At 63.1% G+C, this 24,596-nt stretch carries 23 protein-coding genes and 1 tRNA gene; 14 read left to right on the top strand and 10 right to left on the bottom strand.

The genetic code is table 11. The features are described 5' to 3' along the window. Window positions 1–176: 176 nt before the first annotated feature. The 5 genes from C8J36_RS11980 to C8J36_RS11960 all read right to left on the bottom strand — a co-directional run bounded on the left by C8J36_RS11980 (window position 177) and on the right by C8J36_RS11960 (window position 4,493). Window positions 177–2,387, bottom strand: coding sequence for an AAA family ATPase (locus C8J36_RS11980; RefSeq protein WP_132535163.1), 2,211 nt, complete (start codon window positions 2,385–2,387; stop codon window positions 177–179). Window positions 2,388–2,480: 93 nt separating this feature from the next. Then, window positions 2,481–2,732, bottom strand: a complete 252-nt coding sequence (locus tag C8J36_RS25140; protein ID WP_207897494.1) for a hypothetical protein — start codon at window positions 2,730–2,732, stop codon at window positions 2,481–2,483. A gap of 31 nt (window positions 2,733–2,763) precedes the next feature. Continuing rightward, entirely contained in the window at window positions 2,764–3,531 is a 768-nt protein-coding gene (locus C8J36_RS11975; protein WP_132535161.1) for a hypothetical protein, read from the bottom strand. After that, the gene (locus C8J36_RS11970; RefSeq protein WP_132535159.1) at window positions 3,528–3,797 is read right to left on the bottom strand and encodes a hypothetical protein; all 270 of its coding nucleotides are present in this window, start codon (window positions 3,795–3,797) and stop codon (window positions 3,528–3,530) included. Before C8J36_RS11970 ends, C8J36_RS11975 begins: the two co-directional genes overlap by 4 nt. A 606-nt stretch (window positions 3,798–4,403) precedes the next feature. Continuing rightward, window positions 4,404–4,493, bottom strand: a tRNA-Ser gene (locus tag C8J36_RS11960). Window positions 4,494–4,829: 336 nt separating this feature from the next. On the opposite strand from C8J36_RS11960, the gene rplU reads away from it, so the two are divergent. The 14 genes from rplU to C8J36_RS11890 all read left to right on the top strand — a co-directional run bounded on the left by rplU (window position 4,830) and on the right by C8J36_RS11890 (window position 17,194). Continuing rightward, window positions 4,830–5,147: a 50S ribosomal protein L21 gene (gene rplU, locus C8J36_RS11955; RefSeq protein ID WP_132535155.1), complete on the top strand. Its 318-nt coding sequence runs from the start codon at window positions 4,830–4,832 to the stop codon at window positions 5,145–5,147. Window positions 5,148–5,177: 30 nt separating this feature from the next. Continuing rightward, window positions 5,178–5,447 (top strand): 50S ribosomal protein L27, encoded by a 270-nt coding sequence (rpmA, locus tag C8J36_RS11950; protein WP_062477551.1) that lies wholly within the window; start codon window positions 5,178–5,180, stop codon window positions 5,445–5,447. A gap of 123 nt (window positions 5,448–5,570) precedes the next feature. Next, on the top strand, window positions 5,571–6,203 hold the full coding sequence (locus C8J36_RS11945) for a GNAT family protein (RefSeq protein WP_062593672.1): 633 nt from the start codon (window positions 5,571–5,573) through the stop codon (window positions 6,201–6,203). Next, on the top strand, window positions 6,200–6,808 hold the full coding sequence (locus C8J36_RS11940; RefSeq protein WP_132535153.1) for a GNAT family N-acetyltransferase: 609 nt from the start codon (window positions 6,200–6,202) through the stop codon (window positions 6,806–6,808). Before C8J36_RS11945 ends, C8J36_RS11940 begins: the two co-directional genes overlap by 4 nt. A 123-nt stretch (window positions 6,809–6,931) precedes the next feature. Next, a complete protein-coding gene (gene obgE, locus C8J36_RS11935) occupies window positions 6,932–7,957 on the top strand; it encodes a GTPase ObgE (RefSeq protein ID WP_062593669.1) in 1,026 nt (341 codons plus the stop codon). Next, entirely contained in the window at window positions 7,957–9,150 is a 1,194-nt protein-coding gene (proB, locus tag C8J36_RS11930) for a glutamate 5-kinase (RefSeq protein WP_132535151.1), read from the top strand. The genes obgE and proB overlap by 1 nt, the downstream gene beginning before the upstream one ends. Continuing rightward, complete coding sequence (locus C8J36_RS11925) at window positions 9,143–10,423, top strand: glutamate-5-semialdehyde dehydrogenase (protein ID WP_132535149.1); 1,281 nt, start codon at window positions 9,143–9,145, stop codon at window positions 10,421–10,423. Before proB ends, C8J36_RS11925 begins: the two co-directional genes overlap by 8 nt. Window positions 10,424–10,462: 39 nt before the next feature. Next, a complete protein-coding gene (locus tag C8J36_RS11920) occupies window positions 10,463–11,056 on the top strand; it encodes a nicotinate-nucleotide adenylyltransferase (RefSeq protein ID WP_132535446.1) in 594 nt (197 codons plus the stop codon). A gap of 100 nt (window positions 11,057–11,156) precedes the next feature. Then, the gene (rsfS, locus tag C8J36_RS11915) at window positions 11,157–11,603 is read left to right on the top strand and encodes a ribosome silencing factor (protein WP_062593720.1); all 447 of its coding nucleotides are present in this window, start codon (window positions 11,157–11,159) and stop codon (window positions 11,601–11,603) included. A gap of 167 nt (window positions 11,604–11,770) precedes the next feature. Beyond that, a complete protein-coding gene (gene rlmH / locus C8J36_RS11910) occupies window positions 11,771–12,253 on the top strand; it encodes a 23S rRNA (pseudouridine(1915)-N(3))-methyltransferase RlmH (protein WP_062593664.1) in 483 nt (160 codons plus the stop codon). 182 nt (window positions 12,254–12,435) lie between these two features. Continuing rightward, window positions 12,436–13,830, top strand: coding sequence for a murein hydrolase activator EnvC (locus tag C8J36_RS11905; RefSeq protein WP_245506537.1), 1,395 nt, complete (start codon window positions 12,436–12,438; stop codon window positions 13,828–13,830). Further along, entirely contained in the window at window positions 13,820–15,142 is a 1,323-nt protein-coding gene (locus C8J36_RS11900) for a S41 family peptidase (RefSeq protein WP_062477523.1), read from the top strand. The genes C8J36_RS11905 and C8J36_RS11900 overlap by 11 nt, the downstream gene beginning before the upstream one ends. Window positions 15,143–15,386: 244 nt before the next feature. Next, on the top strand, window positions 15,387–16,592 hold the full coding sequence (locus C8J36_RS11895; protein WP_132535147.1) for a divergent polysaccharide deacetylase family protein: 1,206 nt from the start codon (window positions 15,387–15,389) through the stop codon (window positions 16,590–16,592). Between the two features lie 53 nt (window positions 16,593–16,645). Next, entirely contained in the window at window positions 16,646–17,194 is a 549-nt protein-coding gene (locus C8J36_RS11890; RefSeq protein ID WP_132535442.1) for an RNA pyrophosphohydrolase, read from the top strand. A gap of 91 nt (window positions 17,195–17,285) precedes the next feature. Here the strand turns inward: C8J36_RS11890 and bfr are convergent, their stop codons facing one another. The 5 genes from bfr to C8J36_RS25330 all read right to left on the bottom strand — a co-directional run bounded on the left by bfr (window position 17,286) and on the right by C8J36_RS25330 (window position 24,501). Then, window positions 17,286–17,789, bottom strand: coding sequence for a bacterioferritin (gene bfr / locus C8J36_RS11885; protein WP_062593659.1), 504 nt, complete (start codon window positions 17,787–17,789; stop codon window positions 17,286–17,288). Beyond that, on the bottom strand, window positions 17,755–18,066 hold the full coding sequence (locus C8J36_RS11880) for a (2Fe-2S)-binding protein (RefSeq protein WP_082476961.1): 312 nt from the start codon (window positions 18,064–18,066) through the stop codon (window positions 17,755–17,757). Before C8J36_RS11880 ends, bfr begins: the two co-directional genes overlap by 35 nt. 444 nt (window positions 18,067–18,510) lie before the next feature. Further along, window positions 18,511–22,089: an error-prone DNA polymerase gene (locus tag C8J36_RS11875; RefSeq protein ID WP_132535145.1), complete on the bottom strand. Its 3,579-nt coding sequence runs from the start codon at window positions 22,087–22,089 to the stop codon at window positions 18,511–18,513. Then, complete coding sequence (locus tag C8J36_RS11870) at window positions 22,086–23,597, bottom strand: DNA polymerase Y family protein (protein WP_281029234.1); 1,512 nt, start codon at window positions 23,595–23,597, stop codon at window positions 22,086–22,088. The genes C8J36_RS11875 and C8J36_RS11870 overlap by 4 nt, the downstream gene beginning before the upstream one ends. Beyond that, the gene (locus tag C8J36_RS25330; protein WP_245506536.1) at window positions 23,548–24,501 is read right to left on the bottom strand and encodes a hypothetical protein; all 954 of its coding nucleotides are present in this window, start codon (window positions 24,499–24,501) and stop codon (window positions 23,548–23,550) included. Before C8J36_RS25330 ends, C8J36_RS11870 begins: the two co-directional genes overlap by 50 nt. Window positions 24,502–24,596 lie beyond the last annotated feature (95 nt).

The raw sequence follows: 24,596 nt of genomic DNA, 5'->3' as shown, positions 1-24,596 counted from the left end.
ACAGGAAATGGCCAGAAACCAAGGACTTTGCTGCACTTTGCTGCACTTTGCGGCGGACCTGCTGCAGCAAAGTGCAGCAAAGCTATAATGTTCAATGATTACAATAGCCTGACTACGTGCCGCAAAAGGACTTTGCTGCACTTTGCTGCAGCAGCGGCAAGAACGGCAGGAAACTTTCATTCGAAAATTCCTCCATTCGCTTCGTCCGCATAGGACAGAATGTCCGCGACAACAGCATAACCGCTCATCGGGCGCCGGCTCCCGTCACGCCCGATAACGCGAGACACCACGGCGCCAGCCTTTTCCAAAGTGTTCATTGCACGGACCAATTCGGCATCATCGAAAGCTTCGATAAGCCCACTTTCGCGACGCCTCAAAATTTTCAAAAAATAGAACTGGGAATTCTGAGCCCCGGCCATTCTCTGATCGGAGCAAGCGCGAAGGGCCGCCAGTAGGGCGTCACACGCTGCAACTTCAACGCTGGGCACGGCAAATACGCCCCCACGCTCGACAGCTTCTGCAGTTTGGGGCGCGCTCGACGCAAGCACTGCGAAAGCACCTTGATCCCATCGGAGTTTTATCAGGTTTCCGGCGGGTCCGTAGTTGCTCTTCATGCCTTCAAGTTCGCGAACAGAACCCTTCGTTACGCCCTTCGGATACCGAAGATATAGGCGGGACCTTACGGCATTGCTCCAGGCTGTTGAGCCGCTGGTTCCAGATCCTGATGCCTTGCCAGCCGCGGAAGGATGCCCCAGCGCTATGACCGTGCCGCCGATCTCTTGGGCCAGCCTTCCAAGGCAGGATTTGATAAACGCACTGACTTGGGCTCGATCGATCTCAGAGCCGCTATACGCGTCGGCAATCGTATCGATGATCACGACGTCCGCGCCAAAGGCTACTGCGTCGTCGCGCAATTTTTCCCAGACCGCCTGCCGATTCATCGCACCGGTGTTGCGATCCCATTGGACCATGAGATTATCGAAATATTTGCGCGGCGCGATCCTCAGATTTGCGTCAATATCGGTCAGCGTAAGGCCCAAGGCGCGATTGATGTCGATTTGGCGCCGGTGCAACTCATCAGCGCTGTCCTCGCAAAAGAAGCACATGACCTTGGCCTTTCGAGTTTCCTGACCGAGCCAAGGAAGGCCAGCCGCTGCCGCAGTCGCGTATTGGTGTGCAAGAAGTGTCTTCCCGATACCGCCATCTCCATATAGAAGGGTCACCTCCCCTCTTGGTATCCAGTCTTTGACTTCCCATTGCCGAACGGCGGGCGCGCGACCCTCCCATTGCGACGGGCTGATCCACTCGATCACCGCGGGGGGCGAAGGGGCGGGCGTGCGCACAATCTCAAGAGACTGGAACGGGTTATCGGGATTTTCGAGATCCTCGAACCACACTTCCCCAATCGAGAAGGAACCAGCGCCGTGCCGTTCGGCGAGCTGGTATAGCCATTGAGCACCACGCCGAAACGGCGGCTTCATGCGCGACCAGTCCGACGCGATCACGTCCGGGTCGTTGCTGCCATCGACCCACCTGTCGCACCAGTCCGCGAAGATCTCGAACGCGTCGTGTTCGTTCTCGACGGCGGCTTTAATCGCGTACCCCATATCCCGATAGCTTTCGCGCGAGGGGAACAAGGCCGACGTGTTGGGAATGGCGGTGACGGCCTTTCGCACTATCTCAGGTGCGCTGCGCAGCGACTGCTGAGAGACCTCAGACGTTCCGCCCTCCTTCTGCACCTTGGACGCTTCAGGCAAGCGCATGCGCAGCATCTCGAGCAACTGCGTGATCTGCTCGGGCGTCACTACTGGCAGCGCTTCGACAGCGGTAGGCGGTCGGAGCCACTCGTACGGCTTTCCGGTCTTGGGGTGGATGCCCTGGGCGACGAAGAACCGCCCGTCCGACAGGATCTCGACACGCTCAAAATTCGGTGCCTCGCCAGGCGGCGCGATGTTCGGCCCGAAGTCGATGCGTTGATACTGAACAGGTCCTGTCACACGAAACGGGTACAAGGCTTTCGGGCGGTTCCCTACACGGATCGGTGAGATCCCCAACTCTTCCTCGATCGTGTCCTTGATGATCTTGGCGTGGCCGTCGTCGAGCGTGTCGGCGTCGATGCCGACTAGACCGCGCCCCGTCTTGATGCCGACGCCGGCGCCCATGTCATGCCAGCGGCGATAGTCCCGCTCGTCGGCCTCGTACGGCACCCAGTCGAAGCTATAGAATTTACCGTCGCGCCCTTTTACGCCGGGTGTCTTGCCGCGGCCGTCCTGCTTCGTGCCCAGGCGCTTGAACAGTGATGAGCCTTGGCTGATCTCCGCAGTTGGCGGGATGACGGGGACCAGGCGCGTGTAACCGAGATCTGCGAGGCGCTCGAAATAGTTCAACTGCGTCTTTTCTACAGTGCCAGGTTTTGGTATGCTGTGGCTGTTCACAATATGCCTTTCAGGCCGGCCTCACTGCAATGAGAGCCGGCCGTTCTATTTCGTGTTGTCGACGACAAGGACGAGCTTGCGACGCACTCGCCTGCGACTGCGTTGGTGTTCAATGAGAAGGCGTAAGCTTGCGACCGTGACGCCCTGCCGACCATTGACATCAGCTCGCTCAAGGGGCCCGAAATTCAGATGTGTGCGGATCCATGACACCGAGCGCCCGGCGATTTCGGCGGCTGTAGCTACATCGACGACGGAACAGCCCCGGTAGGCATTTCGGTTGGTGAAGTGATTTTCCATGACGTCATTCTCCGCAGATTAGAATGCGTTTCTAGCCGTCCGATACGGCACCCTTTTCGCAACGCAGCTGCAGCTCATGGCGCAGCATGTTCAGCGCACGCTCAGCGGCATCAGCGCGCGCAAAGGGTCGCGGCTCTCGGATCGCCCGCTCCTCCACAGACCGGAAAGGAGTTAGGATCTGACCTGTAGCCATGAGCTCGCGTGCGTTGATCAACGCACGGCCCGGCCCTCCTAAGTGCTGCCACAGATGGAGCAAGGCCGTCGCTTTTGACGCAGCGAGATCGACCGCCACAAGAAGCACTTCGGTTTGAGCGATCAACGGGCGCACGAAGCTATCCAAGGCGTTTCGGACAGTGGAGGGTGAGAAGCCGAACATCATCTCCGCACGAGGAATGCCACGGTTTAGCGCCTTTGCCGTGAAGGCGCGGTTTCTAGCGGCGGCGAAGTGGACGCCGGCGATCACCTCCGCCTGAATTGATCGAGACGTCCGAGCGATAGGTGTGTAATTTCTGGATTGCTCAGCAATCCGCCTGCTGGCGACATCCTCAAGATATGGCCGCAACTCCGGACGGTACTCGCCCTCAGCTGCTTCCAACCGCGCCCGCTCCTCTTCGACTAAGACATAAAACAGGCCGTCGTGGCGCCTCTTGGCGTCAGCAAACGCCGATCGCAGTAATGCGTCAGAGCCAGAGGCCAATGGAAAAGGGGCGGGAGGAACAGCCGTTTCAATTTCCTCGACGAAGGTGGCCACCTCAACCGCAAACGCCAAAAAGGAAGCCGGGTGAGCGTGTCGCGTCATTTGCGCAACCTCGCTTCATAGGCCCTGGAACGCTGCGAACGGGCTAGGGTTTTGAGATTGGCGATAGTTGCAGCGGCCTCTGGATCAACAGCCTCGACCATGGCTAATGCCAGCCGCAAATTTGTTTCGGTGGACGCGCGAAACTCAGGCGGCAACATCACAGGCACGTCGTACACCAAGGCCGCGTCCCCCCGTTCACCGAATACGGGGTGGGTCTGAATTGTCAGCACCGACAGCCCTGGCGGATATTGGAAACCTTGGACCATGTCCCCGATCGTCATTTGCCGCAACTGAAGTAGCAGAGGGCAGCGTTGCACATGCTTCATCGACGTTCGGTAGCGCCGCCTCTGACCACTCATCCGAAAATCCCCGAAACACTACCTCTCTCGAGCGGGGGCTCTGTAAGAGCAACAGAGCTATCGTGCGAGGCTCCAAGCAACGCATCAGCGTCCGCGCGCCGGATCACGGAGCGACCGCCAATTTTCACCCGGTTAAGCGTGCCGCTGTTGATGAGGCGATAGATCCCAGAGCGGGATAGAGACAGATACTTCGCCGCCGATTGGATCGACATGGCTGCACTCGGTTCTTGATGTTTCATCCCGGTTCTCCTTGTTCAGAAGAACTCTAGCACCAAGAAATTCTAGGGAAAAGAGTGCAATTTCAATGGCTTGTTGTATGACAGTTGTATCACACCGTGGCAGCAATTCCGTTATCGCAATAGGGTCAGGCAGTTAGCAGGCACCCCAGAATGCTCGGAAAAAACTCGTGCGCCGCCTATCCATCGGAAGCACTGCCGGCGGAGATGCAAGTTAGGGTATCCGTAAGGACGGATCGCGAGAAAATTGAAATTAGACAATGAAATCAATGGGAAGTGGCGGAGAGGGTGGGATTTGAACCCACGATGCCCTTGCAGGCATGCCGCATTTCGAGTGCGGTGCATTCGACCACTCTGCCACCTCTCCGCGGGGTCAGAAGGCGCTTTGGAAGCGCGAAGCGGTTCATAGCGGCAGTTCGGGGGGATGGCAAGAGGGAGAAAGGCTTGAATGGGAAGGATTTCAGGGCTTTTACCTTGACAGTTTTCTAAAGTTCGCGTAACGGGCGCATCTGAAGTGGTGCGGACTCCGTGATGGGGTTGCGGCGTCACGTCATCCGGATGTCCGAGAGGGTATCCGTTTCGTCGGCCGGGGAGAACCTTCCCTTGGCCATTCCGACTGATAAAAAGACGGCCGTTCATGACCGGTTTCCGAGCATTCGGAACCTGTTGGGACAGAGCCGGACCGAACAGACAAGGACAAGACATGTTCGCAGTCATCAAGACCGGCGGTAAGCAGTACCGCGTAGCCGCAGACGACGTCATCACCATCGAAAAGCTGGATGGCGCCGAGGGCGACAAGATCGAATTCACCGAGATCCTGATGGTCGGCGTCGGCGCCGATGCCACGATCGGCCTTCCCTTCGTCGAAGGCGCGATCGTCAGCGCGGAAGTTGTCGGCCATGGCCGCGCCAAGAAGGTCATCGCCTTCAAGAAGCGCCGTCGCCAGAACTCCAAGCGCACGCGCGGCCATCGTCAGCACCAGACGACTGTCCGTATCCTGGACATCGCAGGCGCCAAGTAAGATCGATCGAAGGTTTAAAGGAGAAGACCCATGGCACACAAAAAAGCTGGCGGTTCGTCGCGTAACGGTCGCGATTCGGAATCCAAGCGCCTTGGCGTGAAGAAGTTCGGCGGCGAAGCCGTCATTCCAGGCAACATCATCCTGCGCCAGCGCGGGACGAAGTGGCATCCGGGCGCCAATGTCGGCCTCGGCAAGGACCACACCATTTTCTCGCTGACGACAGGCAATGTGGACTTCCGCACGAAGGCCAACGGCCGCGTGTACGTCTCGGTCATGCCGAAAGCAGAAGCAGCGGAATAAGCCGGTAGCGCTCTAAAACAGCCGGCGTCTCATCGACCCGGCTGGCCGTTTCAGGTTCAGACCACGACAAAGGGGAGATGGGGCAAGACCCAACTCCCCTTTTTCACGTCTGGAGGACGAGACATGCAGAGCGAACTGTTACGGGAAGACCCGCTGAGGTTTCCCGACGAGCGGCCGAGGCCGCAACGGTCAAGGACCGATTGCCCGATATTGTTGTCACCGCGGCTCGTCCTGCGCGCGCCCCATGAAGACGATATCGACGCCCTTGCCCATCTTGCCAACAACGCCAACATCGCCACCATGGTTTCGCGCATGCCGCATCCCTACACGGTGGCGGATGCCGCGGATTTCGTGCGACGCACGAATGCCGGCACGATTGGCAAGTGCGTCTATGCCATCACCAAAGCGGACACGGGCGCCTTTCTCGGCTGCTGCGGTGTCGAGCCGCACGAGGATGGGCGCACCGCCGAGCTCGGCTACTGGCTGGGTGAGCCGCACTGGAACAAGGGCTATGCGACCGAAGCCGCCCAGGCGCTGATCGACATGGCTTTCCGCACGCGCGACATCGCCCAGCTGGATGCCCGCTGCCGGGTGATGAACGTCGCTTCGCGGCGGGTCATCCAGAAGTGCGGGTTCCAGTATCAGGGCGGCGGCATGGTCGGCAGCCTGGCACTGGGCGGAATGGTTCCGGTCGAGTGGTTCCGGCTGGATCGCAAGACCTGGATCTCGCTCAGAAGCTGGGGAGGCGGACGATGACGCTCGACCTTGACAGGCCGGCACGGTTGAAGCCCGAGATCTCGGGCGCAAGGAGCCGGACCTCGGGAGCCTTGCCACCCTGCCCGGTCATCCGGACACCGCGTCTGATCCTGCGGCCGCATGCCCTGTCCGATGCGGCGGCGATCACCGCTTCCCTCTGCGACTTCGGCGTCGCGCGCATGCTCATGCGTGTGCCCCAGCCCTATCATCTGGACGATGCGCGGGAGTGGCTGGAAACGCAGGCCAATGCCGGCACCGCCTGGAACGCGGCCATTACCGAGAAGGGCGATGTCCATATCGGCGTGGCCTCGATCGAGAGACTGGGGAACGGCTGGCACCTCGGTTACTGGCTGAACCGGCAGGCCTGGGGCCGCGGCATCATGAGCGAAGCTGCCACTGCCCTCATCGAGACGTTCTTCCGGCAGCGGCCCGACTGCGTCCTGTTGTCCGGCGTCTTTGCGGACAACACGGCCTCGCTGAAGGTCCAGGCCAAGCTCGGTTTCGCGATCACGGGCATCTCGGATGTCTATGTCCCGGCGCGGGGCGGGGCGGTCAACCGGATCGAGACACGCCTCACGCGGGACGGGTTCGTACCCGCGATATAAGGATCTTGCAGGCGGCTTTAGCCTTGCGGCCGGGGCCGCCTGCATGAAGGATTTCTTTGACCTGTCCGGGCCGCGCCTATATCGATGGCGGCATTTCCGGCAGTAACCACGAACGGTACGACGATGAAATTTCTTGATGAGGCCAAGGTCTATATCCGCTCCGGCGACGGGGGTGCCGGCGCGGTCTCTTTCCGGCGCGAGAAGTTTATCGAGTTCGGCGGTCCCGACGGCGGCGACGGCGGACGGGGCGGCGATGTCTGGGTCGAGGCGGTCAACGGCCTGAACACCCTGATCGACTTCCGCTTTCAGCAGCATTTCAAGGCCGGCACGGGCATCCACGGCATGGGCCGCAACCGCACGGGCGCGGGCGGCGATCATGTCACGTTGAAAGTGCCGGTCGGCACGCAGATCTTCGAACAAGACGGCGAAACGCTGATCATCGACATGATCACCGAGGGCCAGCGCTTTCGCATCGCGGCCGGCGGCAATGGCGGTTTCGGCAATGCGCATTTCAAATCGGCCACCAACCAGGCGCCGAGCTGGGCCAATCCGGGGCTCGAGGGCGAGGAAAAGACCATCTGGCTGCGGCTGAAGCTGATCGCCGATGCCGGGCTCGTCGGACTGCCGAACGCCGGCAAGTCCACCTTCCTCGCCACGTGCACGCGCGCGCGGCCGAAGATCGCGAACTACCCCTTCACCACGCTGCACCCGAACCTCGGCGTTGCCACGATCGATGGGCGCGAATTCATTCTCGCGGATATTCCCGGCCTGATCGAAGGCGCGCATGAAGGCGTCGGCCTCGGCGACCGTTTCCTCGGCCATGTCGAGCGCACGCGCGTTCTGCTTCACCTCGTTTCCGGGCAGGAAGAGGATGTGGCCAAGGCCTACAAGACCGTGAAGCGCGAGCTGCAGGCCTATGGTGGCGAGCTGACGGACAAGGTGGAGATCGTTGCCCTCTCGCAGGTCGATACGCTTGACCCGACGGAGCTGAAGGCAAAGCAGAAGGCGCTGGCGAAGGCCTCGGGCAAGACACCCTTCCTGCTCTCGGCCATTGTCGGCACGGGCATGACGGAAACCTTGCGCGCTTTGCGCGATATCATCGTGACCGCCCAGACCGCGGGCATCGACGAATTCGGGAGCGACGACTGATGCGTGCTGCCCGCAAGCCGCTTTCGACCTATCGGCGGATCGTCATCAAGATCGGATCGGCGCTGCTGGTCGATGGCGCGCGCGGGCTGAAGACGACATGGCTCGACGCCATCTGCGCCGATATTGCGGCGCTGAAAGCAAAGGGCGTCGATGTTCTCGTGGTCTCCTCGGGCGCCATTGCGCTCGGCCGCTCGGTGCTGAAGCTGCCGGCCGGCGCTCTCAAGCTGGAGGAGAGCCAGGCGGCGGCGGCGGTCGGGCAGATCGCGCTGGCACGGGCCTGGTCGGAAAGCCTGTCGCGGGATGCGATCATCGCCGGGCAGGTTCTGCTGACGCTCGGCGACACGGAAGAGCGCCGGCGGTATCTGAACGCCCGCGCGACGATGAAGCAGCTCCTGAAAATGGGCGCCATCCCCATCATCAACGAGAACGACACGGTCGCCACCAGCGAAATCCGCTATGGCGACAACGACCGGCTGGCCGCGCGCGTCGCCACCATGATCGGCGCGGACCTGCTCGTCCTGCTTTCCGATATCGACGGCCTCTACACGGCGCCGCCGCATCTCGATCCGCAGGCCGCGTTTCTCGAGATCATCCCGTCGATTACGCCCGAAATCGAGGCGATGGCCGGCGGTGCCGCCTCTGAACTCTCGCGGGGCGGCATGCGCACGAAAATCGACGCCGGCAAGATGGCGACCAGCGCCGGCTGCGCGATGATCATCGCTTCGGGCAAGGTCGATCATCCTTTGAGAGCTCTCGCCGAAGGCGCCCGCTCCTCGTGGTTTGCACCGTCCACCACGCCCGTGACGGCTCGCAAGACATGGATCGCCGGGCAATTGCTGCCCTCCGGCAGCCTGGCCATCGATACAGGCGCCGAAACGGCCTTGCGTTCCGGCAAGAGCCTGCTGCCGGCCGGCGTGCGCGACGTCACCGGCTCCTTCAGTCGCGGCGATACGATCGCGATCCTCAGTGCGAACGGGCGCGAGATCGCCCGCGGCCTTGCCGGCTACGACGCCGACGAAACGCGGCAGATCGCAGGCCGGAAATCGGGAGAAATCGCGGCAATTCTCGGCTATGCCGGTCGCGCCGCGATGGTGCATCGTGACGATCTCGTCATGACCGGCGCGCTGCAGGAGAGCACGACGCCGGGGTCGGAAACGCAGATGGAGACGAAGAGGAGCGACATCCATGCTTGACGATCCCCGCAAGCGCGAAATCCAGGACCTGATGGCGACCATCGGCCGGCAGGCCAAGGCTTCGGCCCGGCCGCTCGCCATGGCGCTGCCGGCGCAGAAGACCGCAGCCCTGATGGCCATGGCGGATGCGATCGTCAAGCGGACGGCCGAGATCCTGTCTGCCAATGCGCTCGATCTGGAAAATGCGCGGGAAACCGGCGTTGCCGCCGCCTTCATCGACAGGCTGACGCTGAGCGAAGAGCGCGTGGCGAGCATGGCGAGCGCCATTCGCGATATCGCCGCTCTGCCGGATCCGGTTGGCGACGTCATCGCCGAGTGGGACAGGCCGAACGGCCTGCGCATCCAACGCGTCCGCACGCCGCTCGGCGTCATCGGCGTCATCTATGAAAGCCGGCCGAACGTGACGGCGGATGCGGGTGCGCTGTGCCTGAAGGCCGGCAATCCGGTGATCCTGCGCGGTGGCTCCGACAGCCTCCATTCCTCGCAGGCGATCCACGCCTGCCTGCTGGAGGGTCTGGCTTCGGCCGGCCTTCCCGAGCATGCGATCCAGATGGTTCCGGTCGCCGACCGCGCCGCCGTCGGCGCCATGCTCACCGGGCTGAACGGTGCGATCGACGTGATCGTGCCGCGCGGCGGCAAGAGCCTCGTCGCCCGCGTCCAGAACGAGGCCCGCGTGCCCGTCTTCGCGCATCTGGAAGGCTTGTGCCATGTCTATGTCGATGCATCGGCGGATCTCGACATGGCGCGGGACATCATCGTCAACGCCAAGATGCGCCGCACCGGCGTCTGCGGCTCGGCGGAGACGCTGCTGATCGACACGGCCGGTGCTGCACGCTTCGTCGCGCCGCTGGTTGCCGCGCTGCAGACCGCCGGCTGCGAAGTGCGCGGCGACGACGCGGTTCGGGCCATCGTCCCAGGCCTGATCGCCGCCACGGAGGAGGACTGGGCAACCGAATATCTCGATGCCATCATCGCGGTGCGGATGGTCGAGGGCATTTCCGGCGCGATCGAGCATATCGCTCTCTGGTCGTCGTCCCACACGGAGGCCGTCATCGCCGAGAACCCCGAGGTGGTCGGCCGCTTCTTCACCGAGATCGATAGCGCCATTCTCCTGCACAATGCCTCGACCCAGTTTGCCGACGGCGGCGAATTCGGCATGGGCGGCGAGATCGGCATTTCCACCGGCAAGATGCATGCGCGCGGACCTGTGGGCGTCGAGCAGCTGACCTCCTTCCAGTATCGCGTGCACGGCACCGGACAGGTTCGGCCTTAGGTGACGGGAAACGCAGGCGTCGCCGACCGCTATCTGCGAATGCCGCATGTCGAGCCGGGCATGACCGTCGGCCTGTTCGGCGGCTCGTTCAACCCGCCGCATGACGGGCATGTGCTGGTGGCCGATATCGCCCTGCGTCGGCTCAGGCTCGACCAGCTGTGGTGGATGGTGACGCCGGGCAACCCGCTGAAGAGCCGGCGCGAACTGGCGTCGCTCGCCGATCGCATCGCGCTGAGCGAAGCCATCACGGAAAGCCCGCGCATCAAGGTGACAGCCTTCGAGCAGACGCTCGGGCAGAGCTACACGGCACGGACGCTCGAAAGGATTCGCGCCCGAAATCCGGCCATCCACTTCGTCTGGGTCATGGGCGCCGACAATCTGAAGACCTTCGATCGCTGGCAGCGCTGGCAGGAGATTGCCCGCAGCGTGCCCATTGCCGTCGTCGATCGGCCGGGCGCAACCCTTGCCTATCTCTCCTCGAAGATGGCACAAACCTTCGACTACGCCCGCGTCGACGAGGAGGATGCGGCCCTTCTGGCCCGGCGGCCCGCGCCGGCCTGGACCTTCCTCCACGGACCTCGATCGCCCCTGAGCTCGACTGCCTTGCGGGCGACCAAGCCTGTGCGGGGCTGACGATCTTTTCGCGGGCGTCTTGAAACCTTAAGGCTTTGATGACTACATTTATCAAGGTCGCCGTTCGACAAGCGGTTGCCCGGCGCAAGATGTGCCGAACGTGCATGTTCTGGTCATTGGGAAAGGAAAAACTCTGACAACAGTACACGCCAAGGGAAATGTCACCCGCATCTTCCCGAAAAGCACGGAACGTGGCGACGATGCCGCCGACCGGGCACTTCAACTGGTCCTCGCCAGCCTCGAGGACTCAAAGGCAGAAGATATTGTCACGATCAACATTGCCGGGAAATCGGCGCTGGGCGACTACATGGTTGTGGTTTCCGGGCGATCGAGCCGCCATGTTGCAGCGATCTCCGATCACTTGGTATCCGACATGAAGGACGAAGGCTTGGGTTCCCCCCGGGTCGAAGGCCTGGAGACGGCCGACTGGGTGCTGATCGACGCCGGCGATATCATCATCCATGTGTTCCGTCCCGAAATCCGCGAATTCTACAACATCGAGCGGATGTGGGCGGCGCCCGAAATGGATGACGGCACGCGCCACTGAACCTCGACGCCGATCCTTGACATCAAGGCTTCGACGAACCCATGACGCGTGCGTCGAAGGGTGCAGCAGATGCACGGCCGTCTTGCAACGCGGCTGACAAGCATCATACGGACCAGGGCCGACACGGAGACGGTTGGCCAAGACATTGCTGTGCCGGAGGCCAGAGGGTGAAAATCGGACTTTTTGCTGTCGGGCGCCTGAAAGCCGGCCCGGAGAAGGATCTTGCGGCGCGCTATCTCGATCGCTTCGCCAAGGCCGGCCCGGCAATCGGGCTCGAGGCCGGGCGAATGACGGAGATCGCCGAAAGCCGCGCCTCGTCCAGCGAGACGCGCAAGCGCGAGGAAGGTGCCCAGCTGTTGAAGTCGCTGCCTGAGGCGGGTCTTCTCATTCTGCTGGACGAGCGCGGCAAACACCTGGACTCCCCTGCCTTGGCCGACCTCATCGGCGGATTTCGCGATCAGGGGAAGCGTGACATGACGATCGCGATCGGTGGAGCGGACGGTCTCGACCCTGATCTGCACGCCCGTGCGGACGCCGTCATCTGCCTCGGCCGCCTGACCTGGCCCCACCAGCTCGTCCGCATTCTCATTGCAGAACAGCTCTACCGCGCTGTTACCATCCTCTCCGGACATCCCTACCACCGCGTCTGAGCAACGCGCCGCCGCGTCATCAAGCTTGCGTCATCATGCCTTTGGCCATGCGTGCGCCGCATTTGTGACGAAAGGCTTTGACCATCCTCAAGGGCAAGCTTCGGGCAAGGCGGACGACGGCAGATGGCGGGATGATCAGCAACCGGCAGACGAGACGCGGAAAAGTCGAGGTAGGCGACCGGATGAACCCGCGTGCCCACCGCCTCGGACAAGCGCTTCTTCTCTCGGTAGCGCTCACGTCCTTCGGTTCGCTGGATCTGCCGGCGCAGGCGCAGGAGGCCGAGCGCGGCGATCGTCCGGCCGCAGCCGCGCCCGAGGACCCCGCCGCCGCCCTCTCCCAGAGACGCAACAATACCCGCATCGAGCTGGACGCTCTGTCGAAGACCATCAGCGTCTCGGAAGAGCGCGCGCGCGTGCTCCAGACCGAGATCGCGGACATCGAGAAGACCAACGAGTCCCTGCGCCAGGCACTGGTGGAGTCCGCCGGCAAGCGCCGGACGCTCGAACAACAGATTGCGGATGGCGAGACCAAGCTTGCCGATCTGCGCGTTCGCGAAGACACCGTCCACCAGTCGCTCAAGGCGCGGCGCGGGGTGCTGGCAGAAGTTCTCGCCGCCCTCCAGCGAATGGGCCGCAACCCGCCGCCTGCACTTCTGGTCACGCCGGAAGACGCTCTCGGCTCCGTTCGTAGCGCCATCCTGCTCGGCGCCGTCGTGCCGGGCATCCGTCACGAAACGGAAAGCCTTGCTGCCGATCTGCAGGCTCTTGCCGGCCTGCGCTCCGATATCGTGACCCAGAAGCAGGCGCTCGGCAACGACATGACCGCCCGGCTCGAGGAAGAGCGGCGGATGAACATGCTGGTGGCCGAGAAAGAAAAGCTCAAGAGCAGCAACACGACGGAACTGGCCGCCGAACGGCGCAAGGCGGAGCAGCTGGCCTCCCAGGCAACGAGCCTTCAGAGCCTGATCGGCTCGCTCGAAAGCGAGATCGGCTCGGTGCGGGCTGCGGCCGACGCGGCACGCGCGGAGGAAGAAGCCCGATCCCGCCTGTCGGAGGCCGAACGCGAGGCGGCACGCGAGTTGGCCCGCAACGCGGTGCCTGACAAAAACCGTATTGCCCCGGCATACGAATTTTCCGAGTTGCAGAAGAAACTCGCCTTCCCCGTCGCAGGCTCGGTCCTGCGCCGCTACGGCGAGGACGACGGCACCGGGCATTCCTCGCAAGGCATGATGCTGCGCACCGAAGCCGGCGCGCTGGTAACCGCCCCGGCGGATGGATGGGTGATGTTCTCCGGCGCGTTCCGCAGCTACGGACAGATGATCATTCTCAATCCGGGTGACGGCTATCTTGTTGTTTTGTCCGGGATGGAGACGGTCGCTGTCCAGCCTGGCCAGTTTGTCGTTGCCGGCGAACCCCTTGGCCAGATGGGCGCGAAAAGAGTAGCGAGTGCTGCGGCTTTGGCGCTGGAAACAGATCGACCAACGCTTTACATTGAATTCAGAAAAGACGGTAAACCGGTTGATTCTCGACCATGGTGGACCGCCTCGGACACCGGAAAGGTACGAAATGATTCGTAGGGCTTCTCTAGTTCTGGTTGGGGCGTTGATGGGCGCGACGGCGATGAGCGTCGTCTACTCTGCGGTCGTTCCGGCCGTTGCGGCCAATCCGTCGACCTATCGCGAACTGTCGATTTTCGGCGACGTCTTCGAGCGCGTCCGCGCCCAGTACGTCACGCCGCCGCAGGACGACAAGCTGATCGAGAATGCCATCAACGGCATGCTCTCGTCGCTCGATCCGCATTCGAGTTACATGAATGCCACCGACGCGGAAGACATGCGCACCCAGACCAAGGGTGAATTCGGCGGTCTCGGCATCGAAGTCACGATGGAAGACGAACTGGTCAAGGTCACGAGCCCGATCGACGATACGCCCGCCGCCAAGGCCGGTGTCCTCGCCGGCGACTTCATTTCCAAGATCGATGGCCAGGACGTTCGCGGTCTGAAGCTGGAAGAAGCCGTCGACAAGATGCGCGGTGCGGTCGGCAAGCCGATCAAGCTCACCATCCTGCGCAAGGGCGCCGACAAGCCGATCGAACTGACGATCGTGCGCGACGTCATCGCGGTCCGCGCCGTCAAGTCGCGTGTCGAAGGCGATGTCGGCTATGTCCGTGTCATCTCGTTCACGGAAAAGACCTATGACGACCTGAAGAACGCGATCGAGAAGATCAAGAAGGACGTGCCCGCCGACAAGCTCAAGGGCTACGTGCTGGATCTGCGCCTGAACCCGGGCGGTCTGCTCGATCAGGCGATCAACGTTTCCGACGCCTTCCTCGAGCGCGGCGAAGTCGTCTCCACCCGGGGCCGCAACGCGGACGAAACCCGTCGCTTCAACGCCACGCCGGGCGATCTGACCGACGGCAAGCCGGTCATCGTGCTCGTCAACGGCGGTTCGGCGTCCGCATCGGAAATCGTCGCCGGCGCTCTCCAGGACCTGAAGCGTGCGACGGTTCTCGGCACGCGCTCCTTCGGCAAGGGCTCCGTCCAGACGATCATCCCGCTCGGCGAGGCCGGTGCGCTTCGCCTGACGACGGCGCTCTATTACACGCCGTCGGGCAAATCGATCCAGGGCACCGGCATCTCGCCGGATATCAAGGTCGAGCAGCCGCTTCCGCCGGAACTTCTCGGCAAGGTCGAGAACACCAGCGAATCGAGCCTGCGCGGTCATATCCAGGGCCAGAACGAGACGCAGGAGGGCTCCGGCTCGGTTGCCTATGTTCCGCCGGAACCCAAGGACGACATCCAGCTGAACTATGCGCTGGACCTGCTGCGCGGCAAGAAGAGCGACCCGAGCTTCCCGGCCAACCCGCAGAAGGCCGAGCTCGCACCGTAAAGGCCGAGCGACTGTCGCACGTGTTTGCAAACGCCGTCCGGCTCGCCGGGCGGCGTTTTTGCATGTCGGGCGTCGGCGACGCACAAGCTTGGCACGGTATAGAGGTCGCTGGACCCTTACCGAACGGTCATGACGCCAACTGTGTGACCACAGGCGTGCCCGAGCGAATCGGGGTGAGGGCGCGCTGATAAACTTGCTGCGGCATTCCCAAGCGGGAAGCACCAGCCACCTGTGCAGGACGACTTTGGGGACGGATCTCAACGCACCGCTTGGCCAGAACAGGCGACCGGCAAAGACCAAGGCGCGGCTGCGCAAGGGCCCGGCAGCGCTTGGCCTGTTCGCGGCCGCCATTGCCGGGGTGACCGCCTTTGCGCTGATGTCGCCCTCGGGGCTTCTCCCGCCTTCGCCGGTGCCGGTCCAGACCGATATCGCCGTTGCGCCATCCGGTGGACCATCCGGGAAAGGCCCGCAGGATCTGGCGAAAGCCGGCTCCGAGCCGGGGCGTGCAACACCGCCCTCCGACGGTGCAACCGTCAATCGGACGCTCCTGAGCGACGGCAATGTCGTCACGACCTATTCGCCTGGCCAGCGCGGCAAGGACGGCCCCGCCATCATCGAGGTCGGGCCGGTCCGGGGACAGGATCCGCGGATGGCGGCACAGCCGAACGATCTTCTGCTGGAGGACGCTTCGGAGGGGCGCCTGCCCGTCATCGGCCCGGATGGACTGCGTCCGATGGATCAATATGCCCGGCCCTGGTCGGGCGCGCGCGGTACGCGGATCGCTCTCGTGATCGGTGGCTTGGGACTGAGCCAGACGGGCACGCAGAATGCCATCCGCAGTCTTCCCCCGGCAACGACGCTCGCATTTGCCGCCTCCGGCAACAGTCTCCAGCGCTGGATGCAGGAGGCGCGGCGAGCGGGCCACGAGATCCTGCTACAGGTGCCGTTCGAGCCTTTCGACTATCCGACGAACAATCCCGGGCCGCAAACGCTGTTGGTCGGCGACGGCGCGCAGCAAAATCTGGCGCAACTGCGCGACGCGCTCGGCAAAATCACGAACTATACCGGTGTCATGAACTTCCTCGGCGGACGCTTTCTGTCCGATGCGGGTGCGCTGGAACCCGTGATGCGCGATCTCGGGCGACGCGGTCTGCTGTTCCTGGATGACGGCACCTCGGCGCAATCGCTGACATCGACGCTCGGCGATGCTCTCGAAGTGCCCTATGCGTTCGGCGATGTCGTGGTCGATACGCAGCTTGACCGCACCGCCATCCTGCGCAAGCTCGACGATCTCGAGCGGATTGCGCGGCGTAACGGCACCGCGATCGGCACGGCGTCCGCCTTCGATGAAAGCGTTTCGGCCATTGCACAATGGATGGAGGAGGCGGAGAAACGGGGCATCGAATTCGTCGGCGTCTCCGCGCTGGTGAAGGACACGAAGCGAAACTGAACCGACCCCCGTGCGCGCTGCCAGACAGCCGCCAAATGTTTCGAGGATAGATGATGAGCAAGACCGGCAAGAACCCGCCTCTGCGCGCCGAAGATCTCCCCTATCGGCCCTGCGTCGGCATCATGGTGTTGAATGAGCAGGGTCTCGTCTGGGCCGGGCGGCGCATCCCTCTGGGGAATTCCGAATATGACGGATCGGGCCAGCTCTGGCAGATGCCGCAAGGCGGCATCGACAAGGGCGAAGACCCGCTGGAGGCGGCTAAGCGCGAGCTTTACGAGGAAACCGGCATGCGCAGCGTGTCGCTGCTGATGGAAGCGCCGGACTGGATCAACTACGATCTGCCGGCGCATCTGATCGGCATCGGCCTGAAGGGGAAATTTCGGGGGCAGACCCAGCGCTGGTTTGCCTTCCGCTTCCATGGCGACGACAGCGAGATCGCCATCAACCCGCCACCCGGCGGACATGAAGCGGAATTCGAGGAGTGGGCCTGGAAGCCGATGACGGACCTTCCCGATCTCATCGTGCCGTTCAAGCGCGCCGTCTATGATACGGTGGTCGCCACATTCGCGCATCTGGCAACGGAAACGGCCAGGAAGCCCTGAGCAGGCGGAGAGGGACCCGGACCGGCAGGCCTGTCTCTCGCGTGAAGGAGATGCGGCGCGTTGAACGCCGCATCCCTCGCGATATCCTGTGTCAGGCGTCTTCGCTACCGACTTCGGCCTTGTCGGCGGAGGCAGCGTTCAGCTGGCCGTATTTCTCGGCACCGATCGTATTGAACAGCTGCAGCTGCGTTTCGAGGAAGTCGATATGGCCTTCTTCATCGATCAGCAATTGTTCGAACAGCTTCATGGTGACGTAGTCGCCAGCCGCGTGACAGATGTCGCGCGATTCCTTGTAGGAGGCGCGGGCGTCGTATTCGCCGGCAAGATCCGCCTCGAGCACTTCCTTGACGTTCTGCCCGATGCGCAGCGCACCGACGGTCTGCAGGTTTGGATGGCCGTCGAGGAAGATGATGCGCGCGATAATCTTGTCGGCGTGATGCATTTCCTCGATGGATTCGGCCCGTTCCTTCTTGGCCAGGAGCGTGTAGCCCCAGTCCTCGAGCAGCCGGAAGTGCAGCCAGTACTGGTTGACCGCCCCCAGTTCGAGATAGAGGGCTTCGTTAAGCCGCTCTATGACCTTTGTGTCGCCTTTCAAGATCCGCTCTCCTGTTTTCTTCATGGAAATTTTTGAGACGGGTCATGAAATCAAATATTTGATCATCCGTCGAGTGCCGCAGGGCATGATAGCGCTCGGTGGTCCGGATAATCAGATCCACGACATTCGGGAAGCAGCCGCAGCAACGACCGCGCTTCTCCATGGCGTGATACACTTTCGCAGGCACGATCAGCTGCCAACAGTCCTCATCGAGAAGGGCGGTGATCGTGTCCTCGATCTCCTTTTCGGAGATGAAATTGCAACTGCAGACCAGCATGGCGTCTTGCCCGTTTTCGCATCCTCGCTGAGGCAGCAGTAAACAAACAAGATAATTGGTGTCAAGAAAAAACCCCGTGAGGAAAGCTTGCTTAGTTTAGAACAATTCCAAAGAGATAGACCGGTGGAATCGAAAGCCGGATATCCGCCGGAGGTGGGTACTGTTGGAATACCAGCCCCATGCGCGACGGCGTCCCTGCGAGGTGGGACACCGGGCGAAATCCATCCGGAAGGCTTTGCCCAGGACGGTCGCGCCCAGACGACGGCAGCGGATCGAGCCACGTCCGCCTCGGCGTGCCGACGGGACATGTCCCCGGACGTGTCAGGCGTCTCGAAAACGAACATCGTCCCGCTCGGGGCGAGGTCAGCGACGATATGCGCGTCCTCTGATATTTTTTGTGGACGCGCGATTGCTCTTATCCCGGCGCAGACCAAAGCGCGGCCCTTAGTGAAAATTCCGACCCTTCGGCATAACCTGCGCCGTGTCCATCAGGCCGGATTTGAGTCGCGCCTCGCGACGGGCCTGCTCGCGCAGGGCCTGATCCCTCGCATTCCCCTTCTGTCGCTGGTCGACCGTCGGGCGCAGCACCTCGTCGGCCCGTTCGTTGACGGCAAAGCGCCGGGCCTCGCCCTTCAGGAGACCCAGAGCCTCCGTCATGTCTTCCAGCCTTTCCGCGACGACATGAATGACGCCGTTCTGACTTTGCAGACGGCCGGTGACCTTGACCAGCCTTGCCCCCATGACGACGGCACGGAACGTTTCGAAGACCGCCTTCCAGACGATGATGTTGGCGACGCCCGTCTCGTCCTCCAGCGTCATGAAGATCACGCCCTTGGCGGAGCCCGGCCGCTGCCGCACGAGAACGAGGCCGGCCACCGTGACCCGACGTCCGGGACGCAAGGACCCAAGGCCACGGCTCGCCACCACGCCGTCCCGCGCAAAGGCCTCCCGCATGAAGGAGACCGGATGCGCCTTCAGCGAGAGCGACAGGGCCCTGTAATCGTTCACCACCTCCTCGCCGGCCGGCATGGTCGGCAGGCGCATGGCAGGATCGGCCCGGAGGTCCACCTCCCCGGCTGCGGCAAACAGCGGCAGGCGTTCGGCCGGCGCCTTTTCGTCAAGCGCCTTGATCTCCCATAGCGCCCGGCGACGACCGATCCCGATCGAGCCGAACGCATCGGCATCCGCCAGCCGCTCCAGCACGCTGCGCGTCAGCCCGGACCGCAGCCAGAGATCGTAGATCGAGACATATCCCTCGCCGCGGTTTGCCACCAGGCGCGCCATGTCGCCTTCCCGCAGACCCTTCACCAGCCGGAACCCGAGGCGGACGGCATATTGGGTCAGGATGACGGTGCGCATGTCGCGGTGGCGCGGATCGATTGACCGTGGGTCGAAATCGGGTCGTGCGGCAGACCGATCGTTTGATCCGTGCGGTCCGTCGCCCTCCAGGATCGTTTCCCAGCCGGAGAGATTGATATCGACGGCGCGGATCTGCACGCCATGCTCCCGCGCGTCGCGCACCAGCTGCGCCGGTGCATAGAACCCCATCGGCTGGGCATTGAGCAGCGCGGCGCAGAAGATGTCGGGATAGAAGGTCTTGAACCAGCACGAGGCGTAGACGAGGAGAGCGAAGGAAGCGGCATGGCTTTCGGGAAAGCCGTATTCGCCGAAACCTTTGATCTGGTTGAAGCAGCGGACGGCGAAATCGCGGCTGTAACCATTATCGACCATGCCCTCGATCATCTTGGTCTCGAAATTCGCGACCAGCCCGGATCGGCGGAAAGTGGCCATGGCGCGACGCAACTGGTCGGCTTCGGCCGCCGTGAACCGCGCCGCCGTCATGGCGATCTGCATCGCCTGCTCCTGAAACAGGGGCACACCGAGCGTCCGCTGCAGCACGGCCTTCAACTCAAGGCTTTCATAGGGGATCGCCTCGCCCCGCAGCTTTGCCTCCCGGCGCTTGAGATAGGGATGCACCATGTCGCCCTGGATGGGGCCCGGCCGCACGATCGCCACTTCGATGACGAGATCGTAGAACGCCCGCGGCCGAAGCCGTGGCAGCATGCTCATCTGCGCCCGGCTCTCGATCTGGAACACCCCGACCGTATCGGCCCGGCAGATCATGTCGTAGACCGGGTTGTCGTCGTTCCCATAATCGTGCTCGGTATCATAGACCTGCGAAAGCAGCATCTGCTTGCCGTAATGGGTTTCCAGCATGCGGAACGCCTTGGCGAGACAGGTGAGCATGCCGAGCGCGAGAACGTCGACCTTGAGGATCTTCAGCGTGTCGAGATCGTCCTTGTTCCACTCGATCATGTAGCGGCCGGGCATGGCCGTCGGCATGATCGGCACCACCTCGTCGAGCCGGTCTTTCGTGATGACGAAGCCGCCGACATGCTGGGACAGATGCCGCGGCATGTCCATCAGCCGCCCCGCATAGGTGAACATGCGCATGACCGTCGGGTCCGTCAGATCCAGCCCGGCGGCCTTTGCCTGCTCGTCGGTGAAGGACGATGTCCACCAGCCCCAGATGGAGGCGGCGAGCGCCGTCTGCACATCCTCGGAAAAGCCGAACACCTTGGCCACCTCGCGCCCGGCCGAGCGCGCACGATAGCTGATGGCAGCCGCCGCGATGCCAGAATGCTCCTTGGTATAGGTGTCATAGATGAACTGGATCACCTCTTCGCGCCGGGCGTGCTCGAAATCGATATCGATATCCGGCGGCTCGTCACGGTCCATCGACAGAAAGCGATCGAAGAGCAGGGTGAACTTGACCGGATCGACCTCCGTCACATGGAGGCAATAGCAGACGGACGAGTTGGCCGCAGATCCGCGCCCCTGGCAGAGTATGCCTTTGGATCGTGCAAAGGTCACCAGCCGGTGGACGGTCAGAAAGTAAGGCTCGTATTGCTTCTTGCGGATGAGATCGAGCTCGTAGGCGATCTTGGTTTCGACCGCCTCCGATACGCCGTGCGGATATCGCCGCGCCGCCCCTTCCCGCACCAGCCGCTCGAGCGTCTGCGCCGACGTCTCGCCCGGGCCGGCCTCGTCGGGATAATTGTGCTTCAGTTCATCGAGCGTAAAGTCGAGCGTCCGGAAAAAGCGCTCGGTATTGGCGACCGCTTGCGGATAACGGCGGAAGATACGGGCCATCTCGCCCGGCGTCTTGAGAAACCGCTCGGCATTGGCCTGCAGCCGGAAGCCGGCTTGTGCGATCGTCACATGCTCGCGGATGGCCGTCATCACGTCCGCCAGCGGTCGGCTGTCCGGAGCGTGGTAGAGCACGTCGTTCGTGGCGATGAGGCGCACATCCGTGCGATCGGCAAGCGCCGCGAGGGCTGCGAAATCCTGCGCATCGAACCCGTCATAGCGCGGCGTCATGCCGAGAAAGAGCCGGTTCTTCATGCGCGGCTGCAATGTTCTCAAGGCCTCGCCGAGCATTGTCCAGTCATCGCTCGCACGAGACGTATCGTCGGGGCGGACGTCTGTCCCCCCTCCATCGAGTTGATCGCTGCGCATGCCTTGGACATTGGTCATGCCGGCATGGAGGGCCTCTGCGGACGCGCTTTCACCGGCACGCCCTTTCATCACGATCACCTGCAGATGCTCCTGCCATGCAAGGAGATCGGACAGGAAGAGCGTGCAGGTGCCCTTGTCGTCGGCACGCAGGTTGCCGGCGCTCAGCAGGCGGCAGAGATGGGCCCATCCCTGCCGGTTGCGCGGATAGGCGAGCATATCCGGCGAACCATCGGCAAAGACGAGGCGTGCGCCCGGCTGGAAAGGAAATTTTTCCTCTTTCGCCTCCGCATGAACCCGCACGACGCCCGACAGCGTGTTGAGATCGGCGATCCCGAGCCCTTTGAGACCAGTCCGCTTGGCCGTGACCACCATCTCCTTGGCGCCCGAGGCACCGCGCAGGAAGGAGAAATTGGTGCAGGCGCCCAGCTCGAAAAAGGCCGGAGGCGGGGCCTTGGGTGGCCTCTCCCCTGCCCCGACCGGACCCCTTGCAGGCTCGCGGGTCATGCAAAAAGACCGTGCATGAACCAGTCGGGATGCATCCGCTCGCGCTGGAAGAGGCCGTTGCGGAACATCCAGAACCGACGCCCCGTCTCGTCCTCGATGCGGAAATAGTCGCGCGTCGGCGCATCCTCGCCGTCGATCCACCATTCCGCGGCAATACGCTCCGGCCCTTCCGCCCGGGCGACACGGTAGGCCGTTCGCCGCCAGAAGAATCGTTCCGGTGCACCGTCTGGAACGTCGGCTGCCGGGACCTCCACCCGTTCGGGATGGGTCAGAAGCCGCAGGGGCCGCACGGGCACGACCGGCCATTCCTCCGCCTGCAGCCGTCTGGCTGCCGAAAACGCGCCATCGCTCGCCGGCTGAAGGCTTGCCGCCCGCTCGGGAATATGGCTTGCCGCGAGAACGGCGATCGACAGCACGTCATCTCCGAAGCGGGCAATAACGCGATCGGTGAAATCGGCAAGCGCCCGGCTTTGGTCCGGTCGTCCGGAAAAGTCGTCCTGAACGGAGGAGATCGGCTCGGCCTTGAGCACGCAGAGCCGCAAGATCTCGAAACCATAGCCGGCATCCAGATCGTCATGCACCGCAGCCAGCCGCTCCCGATAGAGCGCTGCGATGCGCTTTGGATCGCGCAACGGAGACGACGTGCCGGCGAGCAGTCGGAACACCTTGCCGTCGACGCGGAAAAGCAGAAGTTCGAACTGGCGCCCGCCCTCTCCCCGCTCCTCCAGCCGGGTCTTCAGCCCGCCGGCCAGTTGCAGCGCCAGGCCGAGAATGTCGTCCTCGCCCGAAACCGGCGAGATCAGCCGGCGCTCGACCGAAAGCTCGGCCACAGGCCGACGCGGAGACAGCGGCTCGTCGTCGAGCCCCAGCGCCTGGTCGAGCCGGAGGAAGACGAGCGGCCCGAAGCGGCGGGCAAGGGCGGCCCTCGGCGCCTCCATGAGATCTCCGATATGCGTCAGCCCCAGCCGGATCAGCGTATCCGTCACCGCCTGCGGCAATCGCAGCGCCATCACGGGCAGCGGTCCGAGCGCCACGGCCTCCTCCCCCGCTTCGATGACGTCATTGCCGGAAAACCGGGCGAGCGCCCAAGCCAGACCCGGCGAAGCCGCAATCGCTCCGCGCGCTTCAACGCCGAGCTGGAAAAGCCGCGACAGGACATCGTCGAGCAGCGCTTTTTCTCCACCATGCAGATGCGTACAGCCGGTGATGTCGAGCGCCAGGCCGTCGGCACCCGCATAGGCGACCAGCGGCGTGTAGCGATCGCACCAGTCGGCAAGCCCAGAGAGAAAGCTCTGGTCGGCGGCGGGATCGGCCGGCAGCACGTCGAGCGTCGGATGCATGGCGCGGGCTTCGGCCACGCCCTGCCCCCGCTTCAGCCGCAGGCGCTCGGCCAGGCCGTCGAGCGCCACGATCCGCATGGCATTCTCGACCTTGTCGGAGAACACCACCGGCGGGTGATCAGGACGCCCGTTTGTAAGCCACGACGCGCCCCAGCGCCGGCGTGCCACCCGGTCGGCCGACAGATGCGGGAAGGACAGCGACAGGATCCGCTGCGTTTGCCGGAAGAGGGACGGCGACGGAATCGAGAGGGTAGAACCGGCGCGCATGGGAACTCCATTCAAGATAGGCATCGACAGGGGAAAAGGCCCGTGTCTTCTCGGCAATCACGTGAAAGGCAGGATGCCCGATGCCGGTCGAAAGCATCGTGCCATCGGGCAGCATGAACGGGGCCGCGGGCGCAGGACGTACGAGAAGGCGCAGATGCGCGCTGCTCGTCTCCTCCTCGCCTGCCTGGCGCAGCAGAAGGATCGGAACGCCGCTGCCCATCGACCGCAGCTGCAGCCGCCGGCTTTCGACAAGACCGAGACGTGCCGGATTGCCGCGGATCTCCAGAATGACGGCGGAGAAGACGGAAAAGCCGAGCGCCGCCTCGGCAATCCACAACGCCTGCTGGAGGTTGCGCGGCCGCGAGAAAAGGGCGGCACGAAGATCGATGCCGAGAAGCGACAGACCGACCCCGTAGGGTTCGCCCGCTTCCTGTCCCGCCATCGGCTCGGAGATCCAGAGGATGGGGCCGAGCTCGCCTTGCGCCTTGCGCCGTGCCTGACAAAGGGCGGCAAGCCCGAGCGTGAACCCTGTGGCGGCACCGGCATCGCGCGTTTCCGCCACACGGATCTCGCTCAAACCCTTGAGCGGCAGGCCGCCGGACATGGCATGATCGAGCGCGGGAACGCCAAGCGGCAGCACGTCGTCCTGCACGGTCGAAAACCGGCCGGACGCGGAAAACCCGGCGTGTTCGCCCTCGGTCTTCAAGGTGGGAAGACAGGAACCGGAGGGCCTGTCTCGTTCCAATCGGGCAATGGCATCGCGCAGGGCGAGCACCGTCTCCCGCGGCACAGCGTTTTCAGCCATGGCAGTCAGCTCCTATCCGTTCTTGCTATGTTCTTATTGATTCCAGAGCTTCAAAAAAGAGTCAACGCAGTTGGGAAAAGATTCCGTAGATTCTG

The organism is Rhizobium sp. PP-F2F-G48 (genome assembly GCF_004342335.1).
Classification (GTDB): domain Bacteria; phylum Pseudomonadota; class Alphaproteobacteria; order Rhizobiales; family Rhizobiaceae; genus Ferranicluibacter.
Note: the sequence above shows the minus strand (reverse complement) of the source record. Positions and strands in the feature narration are given on the sequence as shown.